The following is a 25,420-nucleotide window of genomic DNA, read 5'->3' as shown; positions in this document are numbered from 1 at the left end:
CGCTAAACACGGTGTCGCACAGCGCAGCCTCTGGCGGACGACCGCGGATACCGCGTGTGGAATGCGACGGGGCCTAGGCTGAACAGATGAGAATCGGCAGGTCCCGCCGCACCTCCGGCCCGCGCGTCGCCGACCGTGCCGCGTCCGCTCCTACTCACCCGCCCTCGCCTGCTCCGGTTACCGTGAGCGACTCCGCCTTCGTCTCCGACGGCGTGCGGATCGCCGGAGCGTGGGCGTGGCGGATCCTCGTGCTGGTCGCGGCCCTGGCAGTTCTCGCCCTACTGGTGATCGAGCTGCGGCTGATCGTCATCCCGTTGCTCGTGGCGATCGTCATCGCAGCGCTGCTCGTGCCGTTCGCCAGCTTCCTGCAGCGCCACCGCTGGCCGAAGTGGTTGGCCGTGGTCGTTTCGGAGCTCGGAATCGTCCTCGTCATCGGTGGGCTCCTCTTCCTCGTCGCCACCCAGGTGTACGCGGGTTTCGATGATCTCAGCCGGCAGACCGTGGAGTCCTACGACGCCCTCCGGTCGTGGCTCCTGGAGTCCCCGCTACAGCTGACCGAGAGCGACCTGAACCAGTACGGGCAGCAGGCGCTGACGGCGCTCCAACAGGACTCGGGAATGCTCGTGAACGGAGCGCTCAGTGTGGGCTCTACCGTCGGGCACGTGCTGGCTGGCGTTCTACTCACGCTGTTCTCGACCTTGTTCATCCTGATCGACGGCCCCAACATCTGGGCTTGGGTGGTGCACCTGTTCCCGCACCGCGCCCGCGCAGCCGTCGATGGTGCGGGCCGCGCAGGCTGGGTGACTCTCACCAACTTCGTCAAGGTGCAGATCCTCGTCGCGTTCGTCGATGCGGTCGGGATAGGACTCGGCTCCTTCTTCCTCGGCGTCCCGCTCGCCATCCCGCTCGGGGTTCTGGTCTTCCTCGGTTCCTTCGTTCCGGTCATCGGCGCCGTCGCCACGGGGGCGCTCGCCGTCTTCATCGCGCTTGTCTACAACGGACCGCTGATCGCCCTCATCCTGCTGATCGTCGTGCTCGCCGTACAGCAGCTCGAGGGCCACATCCTCCAGCCGCTCATCATGGGCTCCGCGGTGAAGGTGCATCCGCTCGCCGTCGTCCTCGCGGTCGCCGGTGGCTCGATCGTCGCAGGCATCGCCGGCGCCTTCTTCGCGGTGCCGTTCGTCGCGACCCTCAACGTCATGGTCAACTACGTCGCGAGCGGAGCCTGGCGCTCGCCCGTCCACACCCCTGAGAAAGTTGCCGCAGAGCATGCAGACTAGCCGCGTCGTCGGACCCTCGCTCCACGAGTTCGAGGCGGCCCGCGCCGTCATCGCGCCGGTGATCAGCGATACCCCTATGCAGACAAGTGCCTTTCTGGCGCAGGTACTCGGCTCTCCCGTCTTCCTCAAGTGCGAGAACCTACAGCGCACCGGCTCCTACAAGATTCGCGGAGCGGTGTTCCGGCTCTCGCGCCTGTCCCCGGAGGAGCGCGCCCGCGGAGTCGTCGCTGCGTCGGCGGGCAACCACGCCCAGGGTGTCGCCTTCGCGGCCCGGGAACTCGGCATCACCGCCACCATTTTCATGCCGATCGGAGTCGCCCTGCCCAAGCTCGCGGCAACCCGCGACTATGGGGCCGACGTGGTGCTGAGCGGCCACATCTTCAACGAGGCGTTGGCAGCCGCCGCCGAGTTCGCCGAGCGCACCGGCGCGGTGTTCGTGCCTCCGTACGACCACCCCGACGTCATTACCGGTCAGGGCACGATTGGGCTTGAGATTCTCGAGCAGGCGCCCGGAGTCGAGACCATCGTCGTGCCGATCGGCGGCGGCGGGCTGATCGCCGGAGTCGCGTCGGCGGCCAAGCAGAAGGCGGCCCAGGAGGGGCGCACTCTCCGCGTAATCGGAGTTCAGGCGGCAAACGCGGCTCCGTACCCGCTGTCGCTCGCAAGCGGCGAGCCGACCACGATCACGATCGCCCCGACCATCGCCGACGGCATCGCCGTGGCCAAGCCCGGGCAGCTGAACTTCGCGATCATCCGAGACGTTGTCGACGAGGTCGTCACGGTCGAGGACGACGACATCGCCCGCGCGCTCCTGGTGCTGCTGGAGCGCGCGAAGCTCGTGGTGGAGCCGGCCGGGGCGGTGGGCATCGCGGCGATTCTCACCGGGAAGATCCGCGACGCCGGGCCGACCGCCGTCATCCTCTCGGGCGGCAACATCGATCCGCTGATGATGGAGCGCGTGATCAGCCGCGGACTCGCCGCCTCGGAGCGCTACCTCAAGATGAGCATCGGCCTGCCAGACCGCCCGGGCCAGCTAGCGCGCATCGCCGATCTCATCTCAGAGGCGAACGCGAACGTGGTTGAGGTGCTGCACACCCGCCACGGGCATGGGCTGCAGATCAGCGAGGTCGAGATCGAGATCAGCGTCGAGACCCGCGGCCCCGAGCATGCGGACCTCGTCCTGCAGACCCTCATCGACGCCGGCTACGCCCCCCGCGTCTCCCGCAACTGAGCCCCCCGGTCGCCTCTCCGCGCCTCGTGGGTACGCGACACGCCGGGCGAAGCGATCCCACAAGGCATCTCGCGGTGCGATCAGTGGCCGGACCAGGTTTCGACGTTGGTGACGGTGACTTGGATCTCGCGCCCGTTTGGGGCGGTGAACTGGGTCGCGTCGCCGACCTTGAGGCCCATGATCGCGGAGCCGAGCGGGCTCTGAGGGCTGTACACGTCGAGGTCGCTCTCGCCCGCCATCTCGCGGTTGCCGAGGAGGAAGCGTGACTGATCGCCCGCGATTTCCGCGGTGATGATCGTGCCGGCTTCGACGACCCCGTGGCTCTCGGGCGGCGTGCCGATCTCGGCCTCGCGCAGCAGTGAGGTGAGCTGGCGAATGCGCGCCTCGATCTTGCCCTGCTCGTCCTTCGCAGCGTGGTAGCCGCCGTTCTCCTTCAGATCGCCCTCCTCGCGGGCGACCTCGATACGTTTAGCGATTTCCTCGCGCCCTGCGGTGGACAGCTCTGTGAGCTCCGCCTGGAGGCGGTCGTACGACTCCTGGGTCATCCAGGTCACCTGTGACTGCTCGGCCATGGTGGGCTCCTCACGTGCGTGCCGCGCCCGCGGCGCCCCGGCCTGCTGATCGTCCGTGTCGGACGGGTCGGGATAGCCGGCGTCCGGCGGCGGTGGAAATGACGAGGCCCCGACGAGTCCGTCAGGGCACCCGGCAACCCTACGGGAGCCAGCAGGAGGAGATCAAACCTGTGTTCGCCAGTTCCGTGGTGCGCACCGTCTCGGTGAAGGAGCGGAAGCGCTCGGTCGACGCGGAATACTCCACCACTAACCAGCCGACGACCGCCGACTGCTCGTTTAAGGCCTGTACGGCGCAGGCCACTGCGTTGCCGGGAGGTGCGGTGAGGTCGAAGGAGACAGCGACGGTTCGGTCGTCGATGACGCGGTGGGCCGTGTCCTGCACGTCGACCCCGCTCCGAGCGCCGTCGAGGCCGGCCCAGACCACCCACGCGGCGAAGACGGCGACGAAGGCGAGCGCGACGCCGCCGAACAGCCATCGGTTGCCACGGCGGGTACGGCTCGTGCGTCCGTACCGCGTGGCGAGTGGGCCCGCAGAGCGCACCGCGTCCGGATCGAGCGCGGGGTCGTCCGGATCGAGTTCAGGGTCGCCGTCGCGCTCGACGCTCTCGAACCTGCGGGCGGCCACGGATCTCCCTCGGTGATGCGTCTACTCTGGACGGGTGGCGCGGGTCCTCTCAGGACGCGCCGATCCTATTAAACCCCGAGGAATCGAGCCATCGTGTCCCAGGCCGTCGAGGTCTCCGTCGACTCGGAGGTGCGGGATGTCCCGCGCCTTCTCGCCGTGCACGCTCATCCCGACGACGAATCGAGCAAGGGCGCCGCGACGCTTGCCGCCTACGCCGAGCGCGGCGCTGAGGTGATGGTTGTCTCCTGCACCGGAGGCGAGGCCGGCTCCATCTTAAACGCGGGCCTTGAGGCCCGCGCTCACGCCGAGCGCGACATCGGCGGACTCCGCCGCCACGAGATGGCCGCCGCCCGCGAGGCACTGGGCGTCGAGCACACCTGGCTCGGCTTCGTCGACTCGGGGATGCCTGAGGACGGCGCCGTCGACCCCTCCTCCTTCGCCGGCCTACCGCTCGCGACCGCCGCCGCACCGCTCGTGCGTCTGGTCCGCCGGTTCCGGCCGCACGTCATCATCAGTTATGACGAGAACGGCGGCTATCCGCATCCGGATCACATTCGCGCGCATCAGGTCGCGGTCGAGGCCTTCCGCGCTGCGGGGGTCCTCGATGAGTACCGTGGACTCGGCAGGCCGTGGAGTGTGCCGAAGCTGTACTACGACCGCGTGTTCAGCCGCCAAAAACTGCTGGCGATCGCCGAGCATCTGCGCTCGCTCGACCCGCAGGACCCGCGCCTCGAAGTCTTCGAAGAGATGAAGCACTGGAACGAGGACTCCCCGTTCCTTGCCACGTCGCGCATCGTCATCTCGGGCTTCCACGACCGCCGAGACGCCGCGCTCCGTGCTCACGCTAGCCAAGTCGCCCCCGATAACGCCTTCTTCTTCCTGCCTCACGAGGTGATCGACGCAGCCTGGCCGACGGACGACTTCCAGCTGGTGGAAAGCCGGGTGCCTGCTCCGACGCCGGAGACCGACCTGTTCGCGGGCATCGACCTCGCCGAACTGGCACCGGGGCCCACGGCCGTCGTGCCGCCGATCGCGCCGGATCCGGAGACGACCGACTCCGCCCCGGTGACCCCCGAGCCCGCCGGTTCCGGGGTCACCGTCGTCGTCGACGAGAGCCGGGCTACCGCATGATCGCGACCGTTCTCGAGGGCGCCCGGGCAGCGCTCCTCCTCGCCGCCAGCTCCACACCGATGCCCAGCCCCGGATCCGAGTTCAACGAGGATACGGTCACGCCGGGCCTGTTCGGCTTCGTGACCATGCTCGTCATCGGTCTCGCGGCGGTGCTCCTCGCGCTCGACATGGTTCGCCGGGTCCGCCGCACCACCTACACCGCGCAGGTGAAGGAGCAACTCGACGCCGAGGAGGCGGAGCGCCGCGAGCGCTGAGCCCCGGCTACGAGTTGTAGGCGGGGTGGAGCGAGACGATCAGCGCCGCCGTCCAGTGGCAGAGAAATGCCACCGCGGTCAGCGCATGGAAGATCTCGTGGAAGCCGAAGACCCCGGGCATCGGGTTCGGCTTCTTGATGCCGTAGATCACGGCGCCCACGGAGTAGCAGAGGCCGCCGACGAGGACGAGCACCATCATCGCCGCGCTCGCCTCGAAGAGCGGCCCGAGGTACATCACGGCCGCCCAGCCGAGCAGCAGGTAGAGCGGCACGTAGAGCCAGCGCGGCGCCGAGATCCAGAAGACGCGGAAGCCGATCCCAAGCAGCGCGCCCGACCAGACCAGGACCAGCAGGAGCGAGCCCTGTGCGGGCGGCAGGGCCAGGACGGCGAGCGGCGTGTAGGTGCCGGCGATCAACAGGAAGATGTTGGCGTGGTCGATCCGCTTGAGGATCATCTTGGTGCGCGGTGACCAGTCGAAGCGGTGGTAGAGGGCGGAGGTGCCAAAGAGCAGGAGCGACGTGGTCGCGAACACGGCAGCAGCCCACTTCGCCGCGGCACCGTCGGCCACCGTGATCAGCACCGCTCCGGCGATGATCGCGAGGGGGAACAGGCCCGCGTGGATCCAGCCGCGCCAGGTCGGGCGCATCTCAGCGGCAGGGCTGTGTTCACTTGCGTCATCGACGAGCGGAAGGGCCGGGAGGTCCGCCCCCTCGGCGTCGTCTCGGGTCACGGCAGTGTCGCCGGCGCGGCGCTTGAAGGGGTCGGGCAGAGGAGGCATCGGCCGCTGACTCATGGGCGACAGCCTACGACGGGATACGGAGGCGACGCCGGGAGGCGATGGACTTCGACGATCGCTCTGCGTCGACTACCGTGTCGTCGACTACCGTGTCACTGTGCCGAAGCCGAGACTGCCGATGGGAAGGGACCTCCTCTACGGCGTCTACAAGAAGCGACTCCGTGCGAGTCTGCCGACCGACTCCCTGCCGAACCACGTCGCGATGATCATCGACGGAAACCGGCGCTGGGCCCGGCAGCGTGCGCTCGAGACGGCCGCGCACGGTCACCGGGCCGGCGCCGCGAAGGTGCACGAGTTCCTCCAGTGGTGCGACGAGCTGGGTATTCGGCACGTCACCCTCTATTTGCTCTCGCAGGACAACCTCGTCGGGCGCGAGAGCAGCGAGCTGACGGAGCTGATCGCGATCATCGCCGACCTCGCCGAGGAGGTGTCGCAGCAGCCCGACTGGCGCGTGCAGCACGTCGGCTCCGACGAGGGGCTGCCGGAGTCACTGGTGCTGGCGCTCGACACGGCGGAGGAGCACACCGCTACTCACACCGGCCTGCACGTGAACCTCGCCGTCGGCTACGGCGGTCGGCACGAAATTGCCCAGGCTGTGCGGAGCATCCTCGACGACCACGGCAAGCGCGGATCCTCAATCGAGGACGTCGCAGGCCTGCTCACGCCCGAACTGATCGGCGAGCACCTGTACACCAGCGGGCAGCCGGACCCGGACCTCGTCATCCGCACGTCGGGGGAGCAGCGGCTCTCGGACTTCATGCTCTGGCAGAGCGCACACAGCGAGTTCTACTTCATGGAGGCTCTGGGCCCGGATATCCGTGAGGTCGACTTCTTGCGCGCGTTGCGCGACTACGCCGGGCGCCACCGCCGCTATGGCAGCTGACCGTGCGGCTTCTGTCGCACCACCAACTGGAAGGGCCGGCATGAGTTCGAACGGCGCAATTCTTCGCACCGCGACCGAGGACTACCTCGCTGGTTTTGGCGAAAACACTGGCTACCTCGACTACGGCCGCGTAGGTCCGCTGTCGGCGGCCGTCGCAGCCGAGCAGGAAGCCGCAGTCGACGTGCTGGTCCGCGCCCCAGGCGGCACCCTCCACGAGCTGTTTCGGCACGATGCGCGCGTCCGGGAGGCGGTGGCTGCGCTGGTGCGCGTCCCTGCCGAGCAGGTGGTGTTTCAGCCCAACACCTCGACGGGACTCGTGCACACTTTCTTCGGCGCCTCGGGTGCGGTGCTGCTCTCGGCGGCGGAGTTCCCGAGCCTCCCGTTCGCGGCGGTGCGAGCGGGCCAGGCACTCGGGGCGGTGGAGCCGCGCTGGCTCCGCACCGACCAGGGCCGCGTGACCCCGGAGACGGTTCGGGAGCAGCTGACCGATGAGGTGACGACCGTCGCCGTCAGCCTGGTCGATTCCCGCACCGGCTACCTCGCTGACGTTGCGGCTATCCGCGAGGTGATCGGCGAGCGGATGCTCGTGCTCGACGCAATCCAGGGTTGTGGAGTCGTCGACGCGCCCTACGAGCTCGCCGATGTCGTTGTGACGGGCGGGCAGAAGTGGCTCCGCGCGGGTTGGGGGACCGGCTTCCTCGCCCTCAGCGAGCGCGCTCTCTCGCGGCTGACGCCCGTGCTCTCCGGCTGGAGCGCCTCCGAGCAGGCCGAGCCCTGGGACGAGGTCGCCCCGCCGCGCGGCGACGCTCGGGCATTCAGCATCAGCAGCCCTGATCCGATCGCCCAGGCCCGGCTCGCGGCCGCCCTCGAGGAAGTCGCGGCCGTCGGACTCCCCACGATCGCCGGGTTGGTTGCCGAGCGGGTCAGCGCAATCGTCGACCTCGCTGACGAGTTCGGTTTAGCGGTCGTCGGTTCCCGCAATGAGCGCGAGCGGGCGGGCATCGTCGTGGTGGAGCCGGAACCGCAGGAGCTCGCTCCGCTGGCCGCGTCACTCGAGGCGCACGGCGTCACCGCGCGCCTGCGGCCGAGCACAGTCCGCTTCAGCGCGCACGCCGGCACGACCGACGAGACCCTCGCGCTCCTGCGCGCTGCCCTGGTCTCGGCGGCGACCAGCATGGAGTACTAGGCGCACGCCGCGCGTTCACGTGCTGGTTACACATTCGTAGCGATTGGAAGCACACGAATGTCATTCGCCGGGTCTAGGTTCTAGTCATCAGGTACAGCGCCTGGTCGAGACGGCCACACAAGTACGGCTCGATATCGCGCAGACACCGAAGGGACACTGCGCGGTGCACAGGTTGCACCGAAGAGGCCGGCTCGAAGACATGAGCCGGGGGTCTCGGCCCCCGGAGTGTGGAGAGTCGTCGTGACAGTTCCCCAGGGCATGGATCCGCAGACCGGCACGCAGGGCGGCGTTCACCGCCGCGCGCAGCACGGGTCCGCGGAACCGACCGATCAGCTTCAGCGCACCTACGTCCTCGACACGTCAGTGCTGCTCTCGGATCCCTCCTCGATGTTCCGGTTCGCGGAGCACGCCGTCGTGCTGCCGATCGTGGTAATCAGTGAACTCGAGGGCAAGCGCAACGATCCTGAGATCGGGTACTTCGCCCGGCAGGCTCTGCGACACCTCGACGAGCTGCGAGTGCAGCATGAGCGGCTCGACTTCCCGATCTCGGTCGGCCGGGGCGGCACGCTCCGGGTCGAGTTGAACCACTCGAACATGTCTGTGCTGCCCAGCGGGCTCCAGCTCGGCGACAACGACGCCCGGATCCTTGCCGTCGCGCTCAATCTGCAGAGCGAGGGAGCGTTGGTCACCGTCGTGTCGAAGGACATGCCGATGCGGGTCAAGGCCGCCTCGATCGGGCTCGCCGCCGAGGAATACCTCGCCGAGCTGGCTCCCGAGTCGGGCTGGACGGGCATGGACGGGGTGACTCTCAGCGGCGACGCGATGAGCGAACTTTACGATCGCGAGCGGCTCTTCACCGATGTCGTGGCCGACATCCCCGTCAACACCGGGCTGGTGGTCCACTCCGACCGCGGCTCCGCGCTCGCGCGAGTCACCGGGAAGCGCCAGATCACGCTCGTGCGGGGCGATAAGGACGTCTTCGGCCTGCACGGCCGGTCGGCGGAGCAGCGCCTCGCGATCGATCTGCTCCTCGATCAAGAGGTGGGTATCGTCTCGCTCGGCGGTCGGGCCGGCACCGGGAAGTCGGCTCTCGCGCTGTGCGCCGGGCTGGAGGCGGTACTCGAGAAGCGCCAGCACAAGAAGATCATGGTCTTCCGTCCGCTCTACGCCGTCGGCGGCCAGGATCTCGGCTTCCTGCCGGGGGATGCGGCGGAGAAGATGAACCCGTGGGCGCAGGCGGTCTTTGACACGCTCGGCGCGCTGGTTTCGCAGAACGTGCTCGACGAGGTGATCGAGCGCGGGATGCTCGAGGTCTTGCCGCTCACACACATCCGCGGGCGCTCTCTGCACGACGCCTTCGTGATCGTCGATGAGGCGCAGTCGCTCGAGCGCAACGTTTTGCTCACGGTGCTCTCGCGCGTCGGCCAGAACTCGCGAGTGGTGCTCACGCACGACGTGGCGCAGCGCGACAACCTTCGCGTCGGCCGGTACGACGGTGTCGCCTCCGTGATCGAGACGCTGAAGGGGCACCCGTTGTTTGCGCACGTTACCCTGACGCGCTCGGAGCGCTCGGCGATCGCGGCCCTGGTGACCGAAATGCTGGAGTCGAACGAGCTGGCGTAGTCGCCGCCGTGACCGAGGTGCGGGGGCGGGGCGTAGCGTGGGAGAGATGAGCCTCCTTGACGATGAGCTCCTCGAGCGTTTCCGCCTCCGCGCCGCCGATTACGACGAGCGTAACGTGTTCTGCACGGAGGATCTGGCGGAGCTTCGCGCTATCGGCTATCTCGCCCTCTTCGTCCCCGCCGAGCTCGGCGGACCGGGTCTCGGGCTGGAGGAGATAGCAGCGGAGCAGGCGCGGCTCGCCACCGCGGCGCCGGCCACCGCGCTCGCTGTGAACATGCACCTTGTCTGGACCGGAGTCGCTCGAGCCCTGCTGGAACGGGGCGACGACTCGCTCCGGCACGTGCTCCTCGATGCCGCCGCGGGCCACGTCTTTGCGTTCGGCAACAGTGAGGCCGGCAACGACCTCGTTCTCGCTGACTCGCTGACTCGCGCGGAACCGCTGCCCGGCGGCGGCTACCGCTTCACGGGCACCAAAGTCTTCACCTCGCTGGCGCCGGCCTGGACCCGTCTCGGCGTGTTCGGCCGCGATGACAGCGGATCGGAGCCGCGGCTGGTGCACGGCTTCATCGACCGGGAGAGCCCCGAGGCGCCGGTAGCAGGTCTCGAGATCCGCGACGATGGGGACACGCTCGGGATGCGAGCGACGCAGAGCCGCACAACCGTACTCGACGGTGTGGTCGTGCCCGCCGGGCGGATCATCCGCTCCCTGCCCGTGGGACCGACGCCGGACCCGTTCGTCTTCGCGATCTTCGTGACCTTCGAGGTGCTGATCTCCTCCGTCTACCTCGGCCTCGCGAGGCGGGCGCTCGAGTTGGGAGTCGCGGCAGTCCGCCGCCGCACCTCGTTGCGGGCCGACGGTCGGCCTCTCAGCGAGGATCCGGTGATCCGGCACCGTGTCGCAGAGGCGGCGATCATGCTCGACAGTCTCGATGCTCCGCTGCGCTCGGCCGCGGCCGACGTCGACGCGCTGGTCGACCGTGGTGCGCACTGGGCACCCTCGCTCGTCGGGGTGAAGGTTCGCACGACCGAGGCGGCGCTACGGATTGTCGAGAGTGCCGTTCGCCTCTCGGGCGGTTCGGCCTACGCGCGCTGCTCCGAGTTGTCGCGCCTGTACCGCGATGTGCTCGCCGGGCTTTTCCACCCCTCCGACGACGACGCGGCGCATGCAACGGTCGCAGCGCTCTGGCTCGGCCCGATGCCGCCCCGCGCGTGAGTTCGGCCGCGGTGAGTGGTTGCGGGACGTGTTCCGAGGCGAGTGCGCAGTCCCGGCTGTGATCGCTCGGGGGCTGTGGAGAACGTCGACGGGGACTAGCCGGCAGTCAGTAGCCTCGGCGGATGCTGCGACGATCCTTCGGCGACTGGGCTGCCCTTCTCCTGGGCGCTCTTGCCCTGCTCGTGGTCGCCGCGCCGCGGGCGGTGGGAGCGCCGGGACTCCTGCCGGTGGCGCTGGTGAGCGTGCCGCTCGTGCTGGCGGATGTGCGCGGCAGGCGCCTCCCCAACACGCTGACGCTGCCACTGCTCGGGATCGGCGCGGTGCTCGCGCCGACGGGAGGGACGTTAGCCGCCGTGCTCGCGACTGTGGCCGCGCTCGGAGCGCTGCATGCCGCAGGCGGCCTCGGACTCGGCGACGTCAAACTCGCAGCGGCGCTCGCGCCTCCGCTCGCCGAACTCGGACCCGAGCGGGTTGCCCTGGCGCCGGCGCTCGCCTTCGTGCTGGCCGGAGTCTGGGCGCTCATCGCGCACGGACGCCGTGGTCGCCTCGCCTTCGGCCCGTTCCAGCTCGCGGCGTTCTGGCTGGTGGTCTGACGCACGATCGGCCGGCGCACGACCGGCCGATGCGAGATGGGTCGACGGGACGGTCCGCTCGCGCTCAGACACCCCTATCACCGGTGTGTCTCGCGAGCGAGCGGAGCGTCTCGACGCGCTGGTGCTGGCTCAGCCGGGATGCGTCATCGACATGACGTCGAGGGCGCTGTCGAGCTGCTTCTCCGTCACCTCGCCGCGCTCGACAAAGCCGAGGTCGACGACCGACTCGCGCACGGTGATGCCCTTGGCGACCGAGTTCTTCGCGACCCTAGCGGCGGCCTCGTAGCCGATCACCTTGTTGAGCGGAGTGACGATCGAGGGCGAGGACTCGGCGAGCGCGCGGGAATGCTCGACGTCGGCTTCGAGGCCGTCGATCGTCTTGTCGGCGAGCAGCACGGCCGAGTTCGAGAGCAGGCGGATCGATTCGAGCAGCGCGGTGCCCATCACCGGGATCGCGACGTTGAGCTCGAAGGCTCCGGAGGCGCCGGCCCAGGCGATCGTGGCGTCGTTGCCGATCACCCGCGCGCAGACCATCAGCACGGCCTCCGGGATCACCGGATTCACCTTGCCCGGCATAATCGAGGAGCCGGGCTGCAAGTCGGGGATGCGCAGCTCGCCGAGGCCGGTATTCGGTCCCGAGCCCATCCAGCGCAGGTCATTGTTGATCTTGGTGAGGCTCACCGCGAGCACCCGAAGCGCGCCGGAGGCCTCCACGAGCGAGTCGCGGGCGCCCTGGGCCTCGAAGTGGTTGCGGGCCTCGGTAACGGGTAGGCCCGTCTCCTCCGCCAAGCGTGCGATGACTTTCTGCGGGAAGCCGGCCGGGGTGTTGATCCCGGTGCCCACGGCTGTGCCCCCGAGAGGGACTTCGGCGACGCGGGGGAGCGCCGAGCGCACGCGCTCGATGCCGAGACGGATCTGCGCGGCGTAGCCGCCGAACTCCTGCCCGAGCGTGACGGGAGTGGCGTCCATCAGATGGGTGCGTCCTGCCTTGACGACCTCGGCCCACTGCTCGGCCTTGACCTCGAGCGACTCGGCGAGCTGCTCGAGCGCGGGGATGAGCGACTCGATCAGCGCACCGGTGACGGCCACGTGCACGGAGGTGGGGAACACGTCGTTGGAGGACTGCGACGCGTTGACGTGGTCGTTCGGATGCACCGTGCGGCCCAGCGCGGTGGTGGCGAGCGAGCCGAGGACCTCGTTCATGTTCATGTTCGAGGAGGTACCCGAGCCGGTCTGATAGACGTCGATCGGGAAGTGCGCGTCGTAGCCGCCGCCGACGACACGGTCGGCCGCGTCGGCGATCGCCGTCGCGATCTCGGCGTCGAGGACGCCCAGTTCGGCGTTCGCGAGCGCCGCAGCCTTCTTGATGCGGGCGAGGGCCGCGATCTGCGCCGGCTCCAGTCCGGCTCCCGAGATCGGGAAGTTCTCGACGGCCCGCTGTGTCTGGGCGGCATAGAGGGCGTCGCGCGGGACCCTCACCTCGCCCATCGTGTCGTGCTCGATGCGGAAGTCGCCGGAGTCGTCGGTCGGGGAGTAATCCACCACGCTGTGTTCGTCCTTATCTGGTCGGTTGCTGTTGTGCTGCCTGGAGCCGCTCACGCGGCGTCCGGTCCCACTGCGGCCGAGGCTGCGGCGGAGGAGGATGAGCCGGAGTCGCGCTCCAGCTTGGAGACGTAGGGGCTGAGGGTGGGAGGGTCGATGCCGAGAACGATGTCGGACATGACGGTGCCGTCCGAAAGTCGGTAGTTGGCTCCGACCAGGGCGAGCTCGCCCGAGGCGACCGCGTCTGCGATGAGCGGCGAGCGCTGAAGCAACTCGGCGACCGTGTCGCGCAGGTGCTCGCGTCCGACGGCGAGCGCGTCGGTCAGGGACGGGTCGACGAGGACGCGGCCGTCGGGCTGGGCGCCGACGTGGCGACGCACGGCCGGGATGATCGGCTCGATCAGGTGCTCGATGTGCGGCGGGAGGCGCTCGGCCCCCGGCGCCTGCGACTGGATCGCCGCGCGGACGGCACCGCACTCGTCGTGGCCGAGCACGAGCAGGACCTTCACGCCGAGCACGGCGACGCCGTATTCGAGCGAGCCGATGATCGAGTCCGCGATCACCTGACCGGCGTTGCGGACGACGAAGAGATCGCCCAGCCCGAGATCGAAGATGATCTCAGCCGCAAGACGGGAGTCGCTGCAGCCGAAGAGCGCGGCGAGCGGGGCCTGAGCGGCGGCGAGCTCGGCGCGGCGCTCCACGTCCTGCCGGGGGTGGCGCGGTTCGCCAGCGACGAAGCGCTGGTTGCCGCGCAGCATCTCCTTCCAGACCCAGGCCGGCGGGCGCGACTCGCGCGGAACGTCGGTGCTCGTGTCGAGGCTCATCGGGACTCCTCCAGGCCGATCTGCGGGGTGATGGCGTTGACGACCTCGCGGATTTCGTCCGTCAAGGCCGTGCCGTAGACGAGGTAGGTGCTCGACCCCGCCGTCGTTTCGAGCGCGTAGGGGGTGTTGCCGGTGTCGGCGCCGGACTCGCGGTGGTCGTAGACCGTCCACTCATGCCCGTCGATCTGCTCGACCCCGGTTGCGGCCCGGCGAGCGAGCTGGGCCGACACCCAGGCGTTGTCGGCGTCGAGGCCCTGGCTGATCCCGACGTATCCGGCCTGTGGAGTGAGCAGCCCCACGTACCAGTAGTCGGTGCCGCCGTCGCGCCGGAGTTCGGCTGCATTGGACTTCCAGCCCTTCGGCAGGGACGGGACGACCAGGGTCTGTGGTTCGCCAAGCTGCACCTGCGCGGCGACCCGGGGGATGTCGACGGAGGCGGGTTCGACGGTGTCTCCTCGGGGAACGAGCAGCACGATCAGGGCGACGGCGCCGACCGTCGCGAGCAGGGAGAAGACGAGATTGTTAACTGTCTTGCGCTGGCGGTACAGGCGGGAGTTCTCGGCTTTGCGGGCCGCCGTCTCCTCAGGTGTTTCGGGGCGGCCGAGTTCGGCGACGATTCGCGCGGGCTTGCTGCGGCTCATCCGGCGCTCGTCCCTGGCGAACGGGCCGCGTCGAGCCGGGCGCGCGCGCCGATCAGCCATTCCTCGCAGCGGGCGGCGAGAGCCTCGCCGCGCTCCCACAGCGCGAGTGAGCGTTCGAGGGTGGAGTTGCCCTGCTCAAGCTCGGAGACGACGCGGACCAGCTCGTCGCGCGCCTGTTCGTACGAAAATCCCGAGACGTCGGAGTCGGTCGCCGTGGCGTCGGGGGAGTCGGGCATGATTCTGATCCTATCGATCGGGGCTGGGGGGGGAGACGTGGGGCTCGACGTGTTCAGGTGCGGCCCGCGGGATCGCCGGTCGGGCCCTCCGAGCGGGCACCGACGGCTCCCTCGGCCAGCGTGAGGACGAGCGCGTCGCCCGGGGGTGCGTCTTCGGGGGCCCGGACAATGTGGCCGGCTGCGTTCTGCACGATCGCGTACCCGCGGTCGAGCGTGTGCTGGGGGGAGAGGGCACGCAGGTGCCCGTGCAGGCGCTCGACCTCGAGGTGCGCGCGCTCGAGGCGACGCTCGACGAGTTCGGCGCCGCGGGCGACCCAGCGGGTCAGTTCCTCGGAGTGGCGGTCAACCAGCACGCGAGGCTGCGCAAGCACGGGCCGCGACCGAAGCTGTGAGAGCCGGTCGATCTCGTGCGAGACGAGCCCGCTGACGCGGCCGGTCATCCGCAGTCGCGCCTGCTGCACGCGCAGTAGTTCGTCGGAGACGTCGGGCACGACGCGCTTGGCGGCGTCGGTGGGGGTGGAGGCACGCAGATCGGCGACCTCGTCGAGCAGGGGACGGTCGGCCTCGTGGCCGATCGCGCTGACGACCGGAGTGGAGCAGGCCGCGACCGCGCGTACGAGCGACTCGTCGCTGAAGCCGAGCAGGTTCTGGAAGTCGCCGCCGCCGCGAGCGATCACAATCACGTCGATGCTCTCGTCTGCTTCGAGGATCCGCAGCGCCGAGAGCACCTCGGGCACCGTCCGGTCGCCCTGCACGGCGGAGTGCACGACGCGGAAGCGCACGGCCGGCCAGCGCAGCTGAGCGTTGCGCAGGACGTCCTTCTCGGCATCGGAGTCTTTGCCGGTGATGAGCCCCACGCCGTGCGGAAGGAACGGCAGCGGCTTCTTGCGGGACGGCTCGAACAGGCCCTCTGACGCAAGCTGCCGGCGCAGCCGCTCGAGCGTTTCGAGCAGGTCACCGAGGCCGACGTGCCGCATCTCGAACACCTGCATCGAGAGCGTGCCGCCCTTGAGCCAATAGTTTGGCTTGACCAGCGCGATGACGCGGTCGCCCTGCGCGAGATCGGCCGGGAGGCGCCCGCGCACCGACGACCAGATGGTGAAGCCGACGGTCGCGTCACCGGACAGATCCTTGAGCTTGCCGTAAACGTTGCCGCCCGAGACGCCCCACTGGGTGATCTCACCCTCGACCCACGCGGTGCCGAGCCGCTCGATCCAGCCCTTGAGCTTGCTCGCGAGCAGGCCGACCGGCCACGGGGCGTCGGCGGTGGGTGGGGCGTCGGTCATCGCTGCCTCTTGCTTGCGGGACGGGGGAGCGGGAGTGCTCTCCCGCGCCGACCACGGTACGGGATGCCTCCGACACGGCGACGGCCCGGGCACGGGATGCAGCACGTAGAATCAGGGGGTGAGCCACGTCCCGATCAGCCTGCCCATGCCGCGCATGCCCCGCGCCTCGGGGCGTTTGCGCGACCTCCCTGTCAGTGGTCAGAAGCGCGTGCTCCTCGCCGCCCCGCGCGGATACTGCGCTGGAGTCGACCGAGCGGTGATCGCGGTCGAGAAGGCAATCGAGCACTACGGCGCTCCCGTCTACGTCCGCAAACAGATTGTGCACAACGTGCACGTCGTTTCAACGCTCGAGAGCCAGGGCGCGATCTTCGTGGACGAGGTGGACGAAATTCCCGAGGGCTCGCACGTCGTTTTCAGCGCCCACGGCGTCTCTCCGGCCGTTGTGCAGGGCGCGGCCGACCGCAATCTCCAGGCGATCGACGCGACCTGCCCGCTTGTGACCAAGGTTCACCGCGAGGCCGTCCGCTTCGCGCGGGACGACTTCGAGATTCTCCTGATCGGCCACGAGGGCCACGAGGAGGTCGAGGGCACCGCCGGCGAGGCGCCCGACCATGTCACCCTCGTCAACAGCCCCGACGACGTGCCGAACATCGTGGTGAAGGACCCGAACAAGGTCGTCTGGCTCTCACAGACCACGCTGTCGGTCGACGAGACGATGGAGACGGTGCGCCGCCTCCGCGAGCGCTTCCCCAACCTGCAGGACCCGCCGAGCGACGACATCTGCTACGCCACCCAGAACCGCCAGGTCGCGATCAAGAAGGTCGCCGCGGGTGCCGAGTTGGTCATCGTCGTCGGCTCCGCGAACTCCTCCAACTCGGTGCGTCTCGTCGAGGTCGCGCTCGAGTACGGCGCAACGGCGGCGTACCGGGTCGACTACGCGAGCGAGATCAAGCAGGAGTGGCTCGACGGCATCAGCACCGTCGGCGTCACCAGCGGCGCCTCAGTGCCCGAGGTGCTGGTGCAGGAAGTCCTCGACGACTTGGCCGCGGCCGGCTACGGCGAGGTCGAGGAGGTCAAGACCGCCGAGGAGGACCTGATGTTCTCGCTCCCCAAAGAGCTGCGCAAGGACGTCGCGGGTAAGCGCGACGCTCGGGGTGTCGGCGGACGGATCAGCGCGGGAGCCGGCGCGTAGGGTTGCCTCGTCTGCCCGGGGCGACGTCCCTGTGCGAGAAGCATCCGATGAGCATCACGTGCGACTCCTGAAGCGGCGACGTCGCGCGAGCCACGATGAGGATCCCGTCCGCTAGTGGGCCGCAGCCTGCAGCGTCCGGAGACCCGTGTCGAACGACTCCTGAAAGCGTTTGATCTCGCGCAGACCCGCGCCGTTCGACCGAGCGGCATCCTGCCACCCGGAGAGAACTCCCGACACGGCGAGCAGTTCCGCCCGGAATTCATCGGGAGCGAGCCGGCACTGCTCCGCGAGGACGACGAGACCCTCAGCCTGATCCGCTGAGTTGTCTGCTCCCGCAATCGAGGTCTGCCTCCTGCCTGGCTCGGGATCGGGGTTGATGTCGAAGGCCGGGCTGAGCGTCCATCCGGGCCCCTCCCGCACGAAACCGTGATTCCGGAGATGATCGTCCGTGTTGTTCAGGCCGACGTTCACGGCGGCCCGGCGGAACAGCTGACGTGCGTCATCGCTCGCGCGGATGCTGGTCTCCGGTATCCGCTCCGCGAGGTCGACGTAGTCGCCTCCGTCGCCGTCCCGCCGTTCAAGGAGGGCCAGAGCGCTCAGGTAACCCACGCGTTCGCTCCTGCCGCCTCGCGTCGAGCGGCGATCGAAGCGTCGGAGTAGGAGGAGGCGGCGTCCGTCGACTCGGGAAAGCCGGTGCTCGGGAACCTGCACTCCTGCCGAAGAAGCGAGATCGAGTGCCGTCCCCTCCCAGAGCATCACGTCCCACTGATCACCGGGATGCGGGAACTTCGCGATGAGAAGATCGCCGTTCTCGTCGCGGACGGAGGCTTTCGGCCGGGCTCCACCGAGAGAGCCGGTGCCGGCGTCGAGCAGCAGCTTCACCGACTCGACGTCGTCCTCGTCACCGGCGACGGCTTCCGCGGCACGCAGCAGCGCGGGCAGCTGGAGGAGTCGCGGTACGTCGTCGTCGGGGTCCAGGAACGCGGCCGATCCAGGACGACGGAATCTGAGAGCGCCCTGCCTGGTCATGTCGGCGACTCCGATGAGGAAATCGACGTCGTCGAGAGCGCGGCGTGTCCGCGACTCGTTCCGGGCCAGCGCACGCTCGCGCTTCACGATCAGGGAGCGGCCCCAGCGATCGGGTGCGGTGTCGGCGAAGGCGCCGGGCAGTCCGGAGGTCTGCTGGGTGCCGACGAAGAGGTCGAGCTGTGGATCGAGCGCGTAGGAGCGGGGCAGGGCGAGGTAGTCGGACTCGTACTGGAAGGTCGTCGAGGTCAGGGATCCTCGGCCGCGGTGGAACTGCGCACGGCCCGCGAGCACGGTGGCGCCATCGATCTCGACGTGAACCTCGAGGGAGTCGTGGGCGATCATCGGACGCGCTTTCGCACGAGGAGGTCAGCGCGCGCGCGACCCAGGTCGGTCTTCAGGGGATCGAGTGCGTCGGTGAGGGTCCCGAGGACGCCGAGAGCACGGGCGACGCGGAGGACCACGTGGAAGCCGACGGTGGGGTCGCCGTGCTCCACCTTCCGCAGGGTTACTCGGGTGACGCCCGCGCGGTCCGCGACCTGCTCGGCGGTCAGCCCGAGGATCTTCCGCCACCCCGCGAGGTCGGCACCGATCTCGATCGCCGAGGCGCGCACAGCGGTCGGAAGGTCTGCGGTCATGGCGGCGCTCCTGTTCGGCTCCCGCTAGTATCCGCTAAAACACCCTCCAATATCCACTAAACCTAGTTAGGGTTACTCCGCTGTCCATTATCTAGCATCGTTAGCTCAGTAGTCGGTGAAGCAGGCGGCAGCGACAGGTGGCGATCCACCGGTGTTCAGCGGGTCAGGCGTCCGTCCCGGTGCCACCCCGCGAAGACGACATCCGCGTGACGTACTCGGCGAAAGTCGGGTCGCCGAGGATCGCGATCGCCGCGACGATCAGCGAGAGCAGGATCGTCGCGACGATGCCGAGGATCGGCACGAGCACCGCGCGCTTACCCGCGCGCAGACGCCGGATCGAGATCCAGACCGCGAAGGCGACGATCAGCGACTGCACGAGCGCCACCACGACACCGAGGATTCTCGCGAGCTCGGGCGACGCATACGTGCCGATACCCTGCGTCCGATACATTTCCTGCAGCGTCGTAGCGAAACTCGACGGATCGAGCAGCGCCGGCACGGCGAAGAAGACGCCGAGCGCGAGCAGCGCGATGGTGAGCAGTCGGTCGACGGGATGCGCGGCCGCAGGCTTCGCCGGAGCTGAGGCGGGACGCGGGTCGCTCTCGGATCCGCGGGGGTCCGGCACCACCACGGCGTCCTCCGGGGGTCGCCACGACCAGCCGGGAGGCGCGTACTCGCCGTACTGCGGCTCCGGACGCCCTGCGCCCGGCTGATCGTGTGCGTTCGTCACGGAGGAGAGCCCTACTTCCCGGAGTTCCCGGCCGAGCCAAGCTGACGGGTCGCCTCGGCGACGCGCGCGGCCATGGCGGTCTCGGCGATCTTGCCCCACGCGCGCGGGTCGTAGACCTTCTTGTTGCCGACCTCGCCGTCGACCTTGAGGAAGCCGTCATAGTTCTTCAGCACGGTGTCGGCGATGGAGCGGCTGAACGCATACTGCGTATCGGTGTCGATGTTCATCTTGACGACGCCATTGCGGACGGCCTCCGCGATCTCCTCGTCGGTCGAGCCCGACCCGCCGTGGAAGACGAGGTCGATCGGGAGGGCGTCGGTGCCGTACTTCTGCTGCAGGCCGTCCTGGATCTCGCGGAGCAGCTCAGGGCGCAGGCGAACGTTGCCCGGCTTGTAGACGCCGTGGACGTTGCCGAAGGTGAGGGCGGCCATGTAGCGGCCCTGCTCGCCGAAGCCGAGGGCCTCGACGGTCGCGATCGCGTCGTCGAGCGTGGTGTAGAGGTGCTCGTTGATGTCGTGCGAGACGCCGTCCTCCTCGCCGCCGACGACGCCGATCTCGACCTCGAGGATGGCGTTGATGTTCTTGACGCGGGGGAGGATCTCCTTCGCGATGGCCAGGTTCTCGTCAAGCGGGACCGCGGATCCGTCCCACATGTGCGACTGGAACAGCGGCTCGCGGCCGGCCTTGACCTCCTCCTTGGAGGCGGCGATCAGCGGGTAGACGAAGCCCTCGAGCGCGTTCTGCGGGCAGTGGTCGGTGTGCAGCGCAACCGTGACCGGGTAGTTCTTGGCGACCTCAGTCGCGAACTTCGCGAAGGCGATGGCGCCGGCGGCGCGGTTCTTGACGGTGTGGCCGGCGAAGTAGTCGGCGCCGCCAGTGGTGACCTGAATGATGCCGTCCGAGCCGGACTCGGTGAGGCCCTGCAACACAGCGTTGACCGTCTGCGAGGAGGAGACGTTGAACGCCGGATAGGCGAATCCGCCGGCCTTCGCCTTGTCGAGCATCTCTGCGTACTGGTCCGGGGTAGCGACGGGCATGGCATCTCCTTTGACGGATGAACGGGAGGGGTCGGGCGAGGCCCGCGACCCGGTCGAGTCTAGCGAGGAGGCCCTGCGGGGGCCCTCCTGGCGTGAGGGGTCGCTGGGCTAGGCTTCGAGCGGGATGGGGATCCGCTCCGCGGGTCCTGCGACGACGTGCACGAACTCGACGACGAAGGACTCCGCTCAGTGACCGAGAACGATTCAGCGACCGACAACGATTCGATGAGGGAGAGCGACTCGCTCTACCTCCACCCCGACCGCAACCTTGGCATGGAGCTCGTCCGCGCCACCGAGGCTGCCGCCATCCGCGCCGTGCCGTTCATCGGCAAGGGCGACAAGAACGCTGCCGACGGGGCCGCCGTCGATGCCATGCGCACCTTCCTCGGCACCGTCAACTTCGACGGCGTCGTCGTCATCGGCGAGGGCGAAAAGGACAATGCGCCCATGCTCTTCAACGGTGAGCACGTCGGCAACGGCTCAGGGCCGGCCGCCGATATCGCGGTCGACCCGATCGACGGCACCTCGCTCACCGCTGCCGGGCGGCAGAATGCGCTGTCAATGATCGCGGTAGCCGATCGCGGTGCGATGTTCGATCCGTCCGCCGTCTTCTATATGGAGAAGATCGTCACCGGGCCCGAGGGCGTCGGCATCATCGACATCGAGCGACCGATCGGTGAGAACATCCGCGCTCTGGCTCGCGCCAAGCGCAAGCCGGTCGACGAGATGCGCGTCGCGGTACTCGACCGGCCGCGCCACGCGAAGCTCATCGAGGACATCCGCGCGGCGGGCGCCGGCACCCGGTTGCTGCTCGACGGCGACGTCGCGGGTGGCATCAACGCCGCACGCCACGATTCCCGTCTGGACATGTGCGTCGGCACCGGTGGGACGCCGGAGGGGATCATCACCGCGTGCGCCATCCGCGCACTCGGCGGCGTGATCCAGGGGATCCTCCGTCCGAAGGACGACGACGAGCGTCAGCGGGCGATCGCCGCGGGCCATGACCTCGACCGCGTGCTGCACGCGAACGATCTGGTCCGGAGCGACAACACGTACTTCGTGGCGACGGGTGTCACCAACGGCGGGCTCGTGAAGGGTGTGCGCAAGGAGGGACACGTCATCACGACGGAGTCGATCGTCCTGCGCTCGCGCTCCGGCACCATTCGCCGTGTGACAGCGCAGCACCTCGCGGAGAAGTGGGTGTAGAGCCGCTGTTCCGCTCGGCTTGTCGAGGAGTTGGAGACGCCCGTTATGCGGACTTCTCGATCAGCAGGACTCTGCCGATCGAGAAGCCGCAGGGCCCCCGGGGAGTTCGCGATCAGGCGCTGCGCTCGTCCTCCGTCCCGAGCAACTCGACCGCCGTGAGGCGGCGCGGTGACGCGGTGACGCCTCCGACCGGTGCGATCACCCGAGACTCATCGAGGGACTCGAACTGGCGCGCCGTGACGAGGACCCGGCTCTCGAGTGAGCCAGCGAAGGCGTTGTAGGAGTCGACCGTCTTGTCGAGCGAGCGGCGTAGCCCCTCGGCGTGGTCGGCGAGAGTGCCCAGCCGGGCGTAGAGCGTCTTGCCGAGGTCGAGGAGGCGCTTCGCGTCGTCGGTCAAGACGTCTTGCTGCCAGGTGTAGGCGACGGTCTTGAGGACCGACCAGAGGGTGACGGGGGAAGCGAGCGCCACGCGCTTGGCGAACGCGTACTCGAGGAGGCTCGGATCGGCGTCGAGCGCGCTCGCGAGCAGCGGCTCGCTCGGCACGAACGCGATGACGAACTCGGGGCTGGCCGGTAGGCCCGTCCAGTAGGAGCGGGCCGCGAGCGCGTCGATGTGACCGCGGAGGGCGCGGACGTGCGCGCGCAGGAGTCCGGCGCGCCGCGCTTCCTCCTCCCCACCGGCGCCGGCCGGGATGGCGCTCGCCTCAAGGTAGGCGTCGAACGGGACCTTCGCATCGACCGCAATCGCCTTGCCGCCCGGCAGGCGCACCACCATGTCGGCCCGGCCGCGGCCCGCTTCGCCCTCGAGGCCGAATTGCACGTCGAAGTCGACCCGCTGGACGAGCCCTGCCGCCTCGACCACGTTGCGCAGCTGCGTCTCGCCCCACGCACCGCGGCTCGTGTTCGAGCGCAGGGCGGAGGCGAGCGTCTCGGTCGTCGACCGCAGCTGCTCACCCGCGGCCCGTTGGCCTTCGAGCTGCTCGGTGATCGCCCCAAACTGCGCTGCGCGCTCGCGCTCGAGCCGCCCCACCGCCTCCTGCATGCCGCGCAGGCTCTCGGCGACGGGGGAGAGGGTCTGCAGGATGCGCGCGTCGTGACGCTCGCGCTCAGCCACCACGCGCAGTTGTTCCTGTAGCTCGCGGATCTGGTCGCGGGCGGAGCCGAGGTGCTCGCGGTGCTGCTCTGTGACGGCGTCGTGCCGCTCCTCGAGCCCGTCGGCACGTGCTCGTGCCGTGGCGAGTTCGAGTGCGAGGGCAGCATCGGGAGTGCGCGACCGGGCGAGCAGGATCGACACGACGGCGGCGAGGAGCGCGCCGACCAGCAGACCGAGGATGAAGGTGAGTTCCATGCCGCTGATGAGATCACGCACCTCCGACATCGGTGGCCCGTTGCGCCACGCCCCCTAGAAGGGTGACGCGAAAGGGGGTCGGCGGCGGTTAGGCTTCGCAACCATGGGGAATCACAACAGCTCATCGCGTCTGCTCACGGCGGCGCTCGCACTGGCCGTCGGGCTGGGCACCGCACTTGTCCCGCTCAGCTCCGCCTCGGCGGCCGAGGATGCACCGACACCGTCGTCCGTTTCGGTCGAGACGGGCGCTATTGACCCGTCGCTCGACCACGCCGACCTCGGCGTGCCGGACCAGGGGAGGCAGGCGTACGACCCGGACGAGACCCGCAGTTTCCGCGCTGACTTCATCATCAGCGACGCCAACTTCTTCGACGGCGACGCGTTGAGCACTGCCGAAGTGCAGTCACTCCTGAACGAGAAGGGCAGCCGGTGCACGACCGGTGGTGCTACGCCGTGCCTGAAGGACTTCGCACAGGCCACGCCGTCGAAGGCCGCCGATGCCATGTGCAGCGCCTACTCCGGTTCAGGCCGCGAATCGGCCGCCACGATCTTCACCCGCGTCGGCGCCGCCTGCGGCATCAATCCGCTCGCCCTCGTCGTGCTCGTGCAGAAGGAGCGCAGCCTCGTCACCGACGCGACTCCGACCCCGGAGGACTACGCCAAGGCCACCGGTTACAACTGCCCCGACACCGCCGCGTGCGACCCCGGCTCCGCGGGCTTCTTCACTCAGGTCTACAGCGCCGCCCGCCAGTTCAAGCGCTACGCCAACCCGCCCGGGTCCGGCTCGAACTTCACCGCCTTTGCGCCCGGAACGACGCCGAACATCCAGTACCACCCGAACACGGCGTGCGGATCCTCGCCCGTCCCGATCCGCAACCAGGCCACGGCCGACCTCTACTACTACACGCCGTATCAGCCCAACGACTACGCGCTCACCGGCAGCGGAGATTCGAACTGCGCGACCTACGGCAACATCAATTTCTGGTACCTCTTCAGCGACTGGAACCCGGCTGGGACGCTCGCGAACGGCGGCATTGCGCCGGCCGGCCGCGTCGACGCCCCGCGCATCTCGGGGAGCACCCTGACCGCGTCCGGCTGGGCAGTGGACCCGACCACGCAGCAGGCCGCGCTCTCGACCACGGTCACCGTGACGGCGCCAGACGGCTCGAAGACGGTCCGCACTCAGAGCGCGAACTCCGATCGCGGCGACATCCCGGGCGAGTACCCGGTCGCCGGCCGTGCCCACGGCTTCACCGCCACCGCGCCCGTCTCGGCGCCCGGTACCTACCAGGTGTGCGTCAGCGCCGCCTCCGTCGAGTGGAATCGCTGGGTCGGCTCGGGCGACTCCCGCGGCCCGGGTTCGAAGGAGCTGGGCTGCTCGAGCGTCAGCACCTCCGCAGGTGTCGATGTGACCCGACTCGCGGGCACCGACCGCCAGGGCACGGCCGTCGAGATCTCGAAGGCGGTGTTCGGCGCGAACGTCCCGGTCGTGTACATCGCGACCGGCGCGAACTTCCCGGACGCCCTGAGCGCCGCACCGGCCGCGGCGAAGCAGGGCGGTCCGCTGCTGCTGGTCGATCGTGACTCGATGTCGCAGCCGGTCCGCGACGAACTTGCCAGGCTTAAGCCCGCAAAGATCGTCGTCGTTGGTTCGGCGCTCAGCGTCGGCGACGGCCTCCTGAACCAGCTCAAGGGCTACTCGCCTCTGGTCGAGCGGATCGGTGGGAAGGACCGCTACGACACGTCGAAGCAGATCATCCAGTACGCCTTCTCTGGCGGCTCCTCGCGTGCCTGGCTCGCCACCGGCGAGAAATTCCCGGACGCTCTCAGTGCCAGCGCCGTGGCGGGCTCGGTCGACGCTCCGGTGATCCTCGTCAACGGCACCGCCACCTCCGCCGACGCGGTGACTCGCGGGATCATCTCGGGCCTGAAGGTGCAGACCCTAACCGTCGCGGGTAACGCCCTCTCGGTCAGCGACGGTATTGTCACGTCTCTCGGCGTCCCGACCGTGAACAGGATTGGCGGGGTGGACCGCTATGACACGTCGGAGCAGCTCAACCGCGCGGCATTCACGAGCGCGAAGACGGTGTTCCTGGCCACCGGAGAGAACTTCCCGGATGCACTGGCCGGAGCCACGGCTGTCGGCTACGCGAACAGTCCCCTGTTCGCCGTGCCGCCGACCTGCGTGCCGCGCGCCGTGCTGACCGACATCGCGAAGTCGGGAGCGAAGCGAGTCGTCCTGCTGGGCGGTCCGACCACCCTCTCGGACGACGTCGCGCGCCTTACCCCCTGCGGCTGATTGCCCGCGGGCCACGCCACTGGCGTGG

General features: G+C 69.1%; 25 protein-coding genes. 12 read left to right on the top strand and 13 right to left on the bottom strand.

Features of this window, described 5'->3' with window-relative positions; genetic code table 11:
* The first annotated feature begins 86 nt into the window (after positions 1 to 86).
* Both HRF29_RS04235 and ilvA read left to right on the top strand, forming a co-directional pair.
* Positions 87 to 1,280 carry an AI-2E family transporter gene (locus tag HRF29_RS04235; protein ID WP_173245036.1) on the top strand — a complete coding sequence of 398 codons (1,194 nt, stop codon included), beginning with the start codon at positions 87 to 89 and terminating at the stop codon, positions 1,278 to 1,280.
* Entirely contained in the window at positions 1,270 to 2,511 is a 1,242-nt protein-coding gene (gene ilvA / locus HRF29_RS04230) for a threonine ammonia-lyase (protein WP_173245033.1), read from the top strand. The genes HRF29_RS04235 and ilvA overlap by 11 nt, the downstream gene beginning before the upstream one ends.
* Before the next feature lie 80 nt (positions 2,512 to 2,591).
* Here ilvA and greA read toward each other — a convergent pair whose 3' ends face one another.
* Together greA and HRF29_RS04220 are read right to left on the bottom strand one after the other, a co-directional pair.
* Entirely contained in the window at positions 2,592 to 3,083 is a 492-nt protein-coding gene (gene greA / locus HRF29_RS04225) for a transcription elongation factor GreA (protein ID WP_173245030.1), read from the bottom strand.
* Between the two features lie 139 nt (positions 3,084 to 3,222).
* Complete coding sequence (locus tag HRF29_RS04220; protein WP_343043643.1) at positions 3,223 to 3,708, bottom strand: DUF4307 domain-containing protein; 486 nt, start codon at positions 3,706 to 3,708, stop codon at positions 3,223 to 3,225.
* A 93-nt stretch (positions 3,709 to 3,801) separates the two neighbouring features.
* On the opposite strand from HRF29_RS04220, the gene mca reads away from it, so the two are divergent.
* Together mca and HRF29_RS04210 are read left to right on the top strand one after the other, a co-directional pair.
* Positions 3,802 to 4,839, top strand: coding sequence for a mycothiol conjugate amidase Mca (gene mca, locus HRF29_RS04215; RefSeq protein ID WP_343043642.1), 1,038 nt, complete (start codon positions 3,802 to 3,804; stop codon positions 4,837 to 4,839).
* Positions 4,836 to 5,093, top strand: coding sequence for a hypothetical protein (locus tag HRF29_RS04210; RefSeq protein WP_173245027.1), 258 nt, complete (start codon positions 4,836 to 4,838; stop codon positions 5,091 to 5,093). The genes mca and HRF29_RS04210 overlap by 4 nt, the downstream gene beginning before the upstream one ends.
* 7 nt (positions 5,094 to 5,100) lie before the next feature.
* On the opposite strand, the gene trhA is transcribed toward HRF29_RS04210, so the two are convergent.
* Complete coding sequence (gene trhA, locus HRF29_RS04205) at positions 5,101 to 5,886, bottom strand: PAQR family membrane homeostasis protein TrhA (RefSeq protein WP_425503095.1); 786 nt, start codon at positions 5,884 to 5,886, stop codon at positions 5,101 to 5,103.
* A gap of 121 nt (positions 5,887 to 6,007) precedes the next feature.
* Here trhA and HRF29_RS04200 point away from each other — a divergent pair, with 121 nt between their 5' ends.
* The 5 genes from HRF29_RS04200 to HRF29_RS04180 all read left to right on the top strand — a co-directional run bounded on the left by HRF29_RS04200 (position 6,008) and on the right by HRF29_RS04180 (position 11,387).
* Positions 6,008 to 6,772 carry an isoprenyl transferase gene (locus HRF29_RS04200; RefSeq protein ID WP_173245961.1) on the top strand — a complete coding sequence of 255 codons (765 nt, stop codon included), beginning with the start codon at positions 6,008 to 6,010 and terminating at the stop codon, positions 6,770 to 6,772.
* A gap of 40 nt (positions 6,773 to 6,812) precedes the next feature.
* Positions 6,813 to 7,958 carry an aminotransferase class V-fold PLP-dependent enzyme gene (locus tag HRF29_RS04195; RefSeq protein ID WP_173245024.1) on the top strand — a complete coding sequence of 382 codons (1,146 nt, stop codon included), beginning with the start codon at positions 6,813 to 6,815 and terminating at the stop codon, positions 7,956 to 7,958.
* 258 nt (positions 7,959 to 8,216) lie between these two features.
* The gene (gene phoH2, locus HRF29_RS04190) at positions 8,217 to 9,581 is read left to right on the top strand and encodes an RNA 5'-3' helicase PhoH2 (RefSeq protein WP_173245958.1); all 1,365 of its coding nucleotides are present in this window, start codon (positions 8,217 to 8,219) and stop codon (positions 9,579 to 9,581) included.
* A 46-nt stretch (positions 9,582 to 9,627) separates the two neighbouring features.
* Positions 9,628 to 10,794, top strand: coding sequence for an acyl-CoA dehydrogenase family protein (locus HRF29_RS04185; RefSeq protein WP_173245020.1), 1,167 nt, complete (start codon positions 9,628 to 9,630; stop codon positions 10,792 to 10,794).
* Positions 10,795 to 10,916: 122 nt separating this feature from the next.
* Positions 10,917 to 11,387 (top strand): prepilin peptidase, encoded by a 471-nt coding sequence (locus HRF29_RS04180; RefSeq protein ID WP_173245017.1) that lies wholly within the window; start codon positions 10,917 to 10,919, stop codon positions 11,385 to 11,387.
* Between the two features lie 129 nt (positions 11,388 to 11,516).
* Here HRF29_RS04180 and HRF29_RS04175 read toward each other — a convergent pair whose 3' ends face one another.
* The 5 genes from HRF29_RS04175 to xseA are packed head-to-tail and all read right to left on the bottom strand — an operon-like array spanning position 11,517 to position 15,916.
* On the bottom strand, positions 11,517 to 12,932 hold the full coding sequence (locus tag HRF29_RS04175) for an aspartate ammonia-lyase (RefSeq protein WP_173245014.1): 1,416 nt from the start codon (positions 12,930 to 12,932) through the stop codon (positions 11,517 to 11,519).
* A gap of 50 nt (positions 12,933 to 12,982) precedes the next feature.
* Positions 12,983 to 13,753, bottom strand: coding sequence for a carbonic anhydrase (locus HRF29_RS04170; protein WP_222929582.1), 771 nt, complete (start codon positions 13,751 to 13,753; stop codon positions 12,983 to 12,985).
* Positions 13,750 to 14,394 carry a DUF4245 domain-containing protein gene (locus HRF29_RS04165; RefSeq protein WP_173245011.1) on the bottom strand — a complete coding sequence of 215 codons (645 nt, stop codon included), beginning with the start codon at positions 14,392 to 14,394 and terminating at the stop codon, positions 13,750 to 13,752. The genes HRF29_RS04170 and HRF29_RS04165 overlap by 4 nt, the downstream gene beginning before the upstream one ends.
* Positions 14,391 to 14,630: an exodeoxyribonuclease VII small subunit gene (locus HRF29_RS04160; protein ID WP_173245008.1), complete on the bottom strand. Its 240-nt coding sequence runs from the start codon at positions 14,628 to 14,630 to the stop codon at positions 14,391 to 14,393. Before HRF29_RS04160 ends, HRF29_RS04165 begins: the two co-directional genes overlap by 4 nt.
* 53 nt (positions 14,631 to 14,683) lie before the next feature.
* Complete coding sequence (gene xseA, locus HRF29_RS04155; RefSeq protein WP_173245005.1) at positions 14,684 to 15,916, bottom strand: exodeoxyribonuclease VII large subunit; 1,233 nt, start codon at positions 15,914 to 15,916, stop codon at positions 14,684 to 14,686.
* A gap of 145 nt (positions 15,917 to 16,061) precedes the next feature.
* Here xseA and HRF29_RS04150 point away from each other — a divergent pair, with 145 nt between their 5' ends.
* Positions 16,062 to 17,108 carry a 4-hydroxy-3-methylbut-2-enyl diphosphate reductase gene (locus HRF29_RS04150; protein ID WP_173245952.1) on the top strand — a complete coding sequence of 349 codons (1,047 nt, stop codon included), beginning with the start codon at positions 16,062 to 16,064 and terminating at the stop codon, positions 17,106 to 17,108.
* 111 nt (positions 17,109 to 17,219) lie between these two features.
* On the opposite strand, the gene HRF29_RS04145 is transcribed toward HRF29_RS04150, so the two are convergent.
* The 4 genes from HRF29_RS04145 to fbaA form a co-directional block, all read right to left on the bottom strand.
* Positions 17,220 to 18,479, bottom strand: a complete 1,260-nt coding sequence (locus HRF29_RS04145) for a type II toxin-antitoxin system HipA family toxin (RefSeq protein WP_173245002.1) — start codon at positions 18,477 to 18,479, stop codon at positions 17,220 to 17,222.
* Entirely contained in the window at positions 18,476 to 18,772 is a 297-nt protein-coding gene (locus HRF29_RS04140) for a helix-turn-helix domain-containing protein (protein WP_173244999.1), read from the bottom strand. The genes HRF29_RS04145 and HRF29_RS04140 overlap by 4 nt, the downstream gene beginning before the upstream one ends.
* Before the next feature lie 163 nt (positions 18,773 to 18,935).
* Positions 18,936 to 19,502: a DUF6264 family protein gene (locus HRF29_RS04135; RefSeq protein ID WP_173244996.1), complete on the bottom strand. Its 567-nt coding sequence runs from the start codon at positions 19,500 to 19,502 to the stop codon at positions 18,936 to 18,938.
* An 11-nt stretch (positions 19,503 to 19,513) separates the two neighbouring features.
* Positions 19,514 to 20,539 carry a class II fructose-bisphosphate aldolase gene (gene fbaA / locus HRF29_RS04130; protein WP_173244993.1) on the bottom strand — a complete coding sequence of 342 codons (1,026 nt, stop codon included), beginning with the start codon at positions 20,537 to 20,539 and terminating at the stop codon, positions 19,514 to 19,516.
* A 225-nt stretch (positions 20,540 to 20,764) separates the two neighbouring features.
* Here fbaA and glpX point away from each other — a divergent pair, with 225 nt between their 5' ends.
* Positions 20,765 to 21,745 carry a class II fructose-bisphosphatase gene (gene glpX / locus HRF29_RS04125; RefSeq protein ID WP_173245949.1) on the top strand — a complete coding sequence of 327 codons (981 nt, stop codon included), beginning with the start codon at positions 20,765 to 20,767 and terminating at the stop codon, positions 21,743 to 21,745.
* Between the two features lie 112 nt (positions 21,746 to 21,857).
* Here glpX and HRF29_RS04120 read toward each other — a convergent pair whose 3' ends face one another.
* The gene (locus tag HRF29_RS04120) at positions 21,858 to 23,123 is read right to left on the bottom strand and encodes a DNA recombination protein RmuC (RefSeq protein WP_173244990.1); all 1,266 of its coding nucleotides are present in this window, start codon (positions 23,121 to 23,123) and stop codon (positions 21,858 to 21,860) included.
* A 73-nt stretch (positions 23,124 to 23,196) separates the two neighbouring features.
* Between HRF29_RS04120 and HRF29_RS04115 the strand changes: the two genes are divergently transcribed.
* The gene (locus tag HRF29_RS04115; RefSeq protein ID WP_173244987.1) at positions 23,197 to 25,392 is read left to right on the top strand and encodes a cell wall-binding repeat-containing protein; all 2,196 of its coding nucleotides are present in this window, start codon (positions 23,197 to 23,199) and stop codon (positions 25,390 to 25,392) included.
* Positions 25,393 to 25,420 lie beyond the last annotated feature (28 nt).

The sequence above is a fragment of the Rathayibacter agropyri genome (assembly GCF_013249015.1).
Classification (GTDB): domain Bacteria; phylum Actinomycetota; class Actinomycetes; order Actinomycetales; family Microbacteriaceae; genus Rathayibacter; species Rathayibacter agropyri.
This window is presented reverse-complemented; position numbering and strand designations above follow the sequence as displayed.

Bases quoted from the DNA above. Each gene is read 5' to 3' on its own strand.
- HRF29_RS04235 (WP_173245036.1), top strand. From the start codon at position 87: ATGAGAATCGGCAGGTCCCGCCGCACCTCCGGCCCGCGCGTCGCCGAC.
- ilvA (WP_173245033.1), top strand. From the start codon at position 1,270: ATGCAGACTAGCCGCGTCGTCGGACCCTCGCTCCACGAGTTCGAGGCG.
- greA (WP_173245030.1), bottom strand. From the start codon at position 3,083: ATGGCCGAGCAGTCACAGGTGACCTGGATGACCCAGGAGTCGTACGAC.
- HRF29_RS04210 (WP_173245027.1), top strand. From the start codon at position 4,836: ATGATCGCGACCGTTCTCGAGGGCGCCCGGGCAGCGCTCCTCCTCGCC.
- trhA (WP_425503095.1), bottom strand. From the start codon at position 5,886: ATGAGTCAGCGGCCGATGCCTCCTCTGCCCGACCCCTTCAAGCGCCGC.
- HRF29_RS04200 (WP_173245961.1), top strand. From the start codon at position 6,008: ATGGGAAGGGACCTCCTCTACGGCGTCTACAAGAAGCGACTCCGTGCG.
- HRF29_RS04195 (WP_173245024.1), top strand. From the start codon at position 6,813: ATGAGTTCGAACGGCGCAATTCTTCGCACCGCGACCGAGGACTACCTC.
- phoH2 (WP_173245958.1), top strand. From the start codon at position 8,217: ATGGATCCGCAGACCGGCACGCAGGGCGGCGTTCACCGCCGCGCGCAG.
- HRF29_RS04185 (WP_173245020.1), top strand. From the start codon at position 9,628: ATGAGCCTCCTTGACGATGAGCTCCTCGAGCGTTTCCGCCTCCGCGCC.
- HRF29_RS04180 (WP_173245017.1), top strand. From the start codon at position 10,917: ATGCTGCGACGATCCTTCGGCGACTGGGCTGCCCTTCTCCTGGGCGCT.
- HRF29_RS04170 (WP_222929582.1), bottom strand. From the start codon at position 13,753: ATGAGCCTCGACACGAGCACCGACGTTCCGCGCGAGTCGCGCCCGCCG.
- HRF29_RS04165 (WP_173245011.1), bottom strand. From the start codon at position 14,394: ATGAGCCGCAGCAAGCCCGCGCGAATCGTCGCCGAACTCGGCCGCCCC.
- HRF29_RS04160 (WP_173245008.1), bottom strand. From the start codon at position 14,630: ATGCCCGACTCCCCCGACGCCACGGCGACCGACTCCGACGTCTCGGGA.
- xseA (WP_173245005.1), bottom strand. From the start codon at position 15,916: ATGACCGACGCCCCACCCACCGCCGACGCCCCGTGGCCGGTCGGCCTG.
- HRF29_RS04150 (WP_173245952.1), top strand. From the start codon at position 16,062: ATGCCGCGCATGCCCCGCGCCTCGGGGCGTTTGCGCGACCTCCCTGTC.
- HRF29_RS04145 (WP_173245002.1), bottom strand. From the start codon at position 18,479: ATGATCGCCCACGACTCCCTCGAGGTTCACGTCGAGATCGATGGCGCC.
- HRF29_RS04140 (WP_173244999.1), bottom strand. From the start codon at position 18,772: ATGACCGCAGACCTTCCGACCGCTGTGCGCGCCTCGGCGATCGAGATC.
- fbaA (WP_173244993.1), bottom strand. From the start codon at position 20,539: ATGCCCGTCGCTACCCCGGACCAGTACGCAGAGATGCTCGACAAGGCG.
- glpX (WP_173245949.1), top strand. From the start codon at position 20,765: ATGAGGGAGAGCGACTCGCTCTACCTCCACCCCGACCGCAACCTTGGC.
- HRF29_RS04120 (WP_173244990.1), bottom strand. From the start codon at position 23,123: ATGTCGGAGGTGCGTGATCTCATCAGCGGCATGGAACTCACCTTCATC.
- HRF29_RS04115 (WP_173244987.1), top strand. From the start codon at position 23,197: ATGGGGAATCACAACAGCTCATCGCGTCTGCTCACGGCGGCGCTCGCA.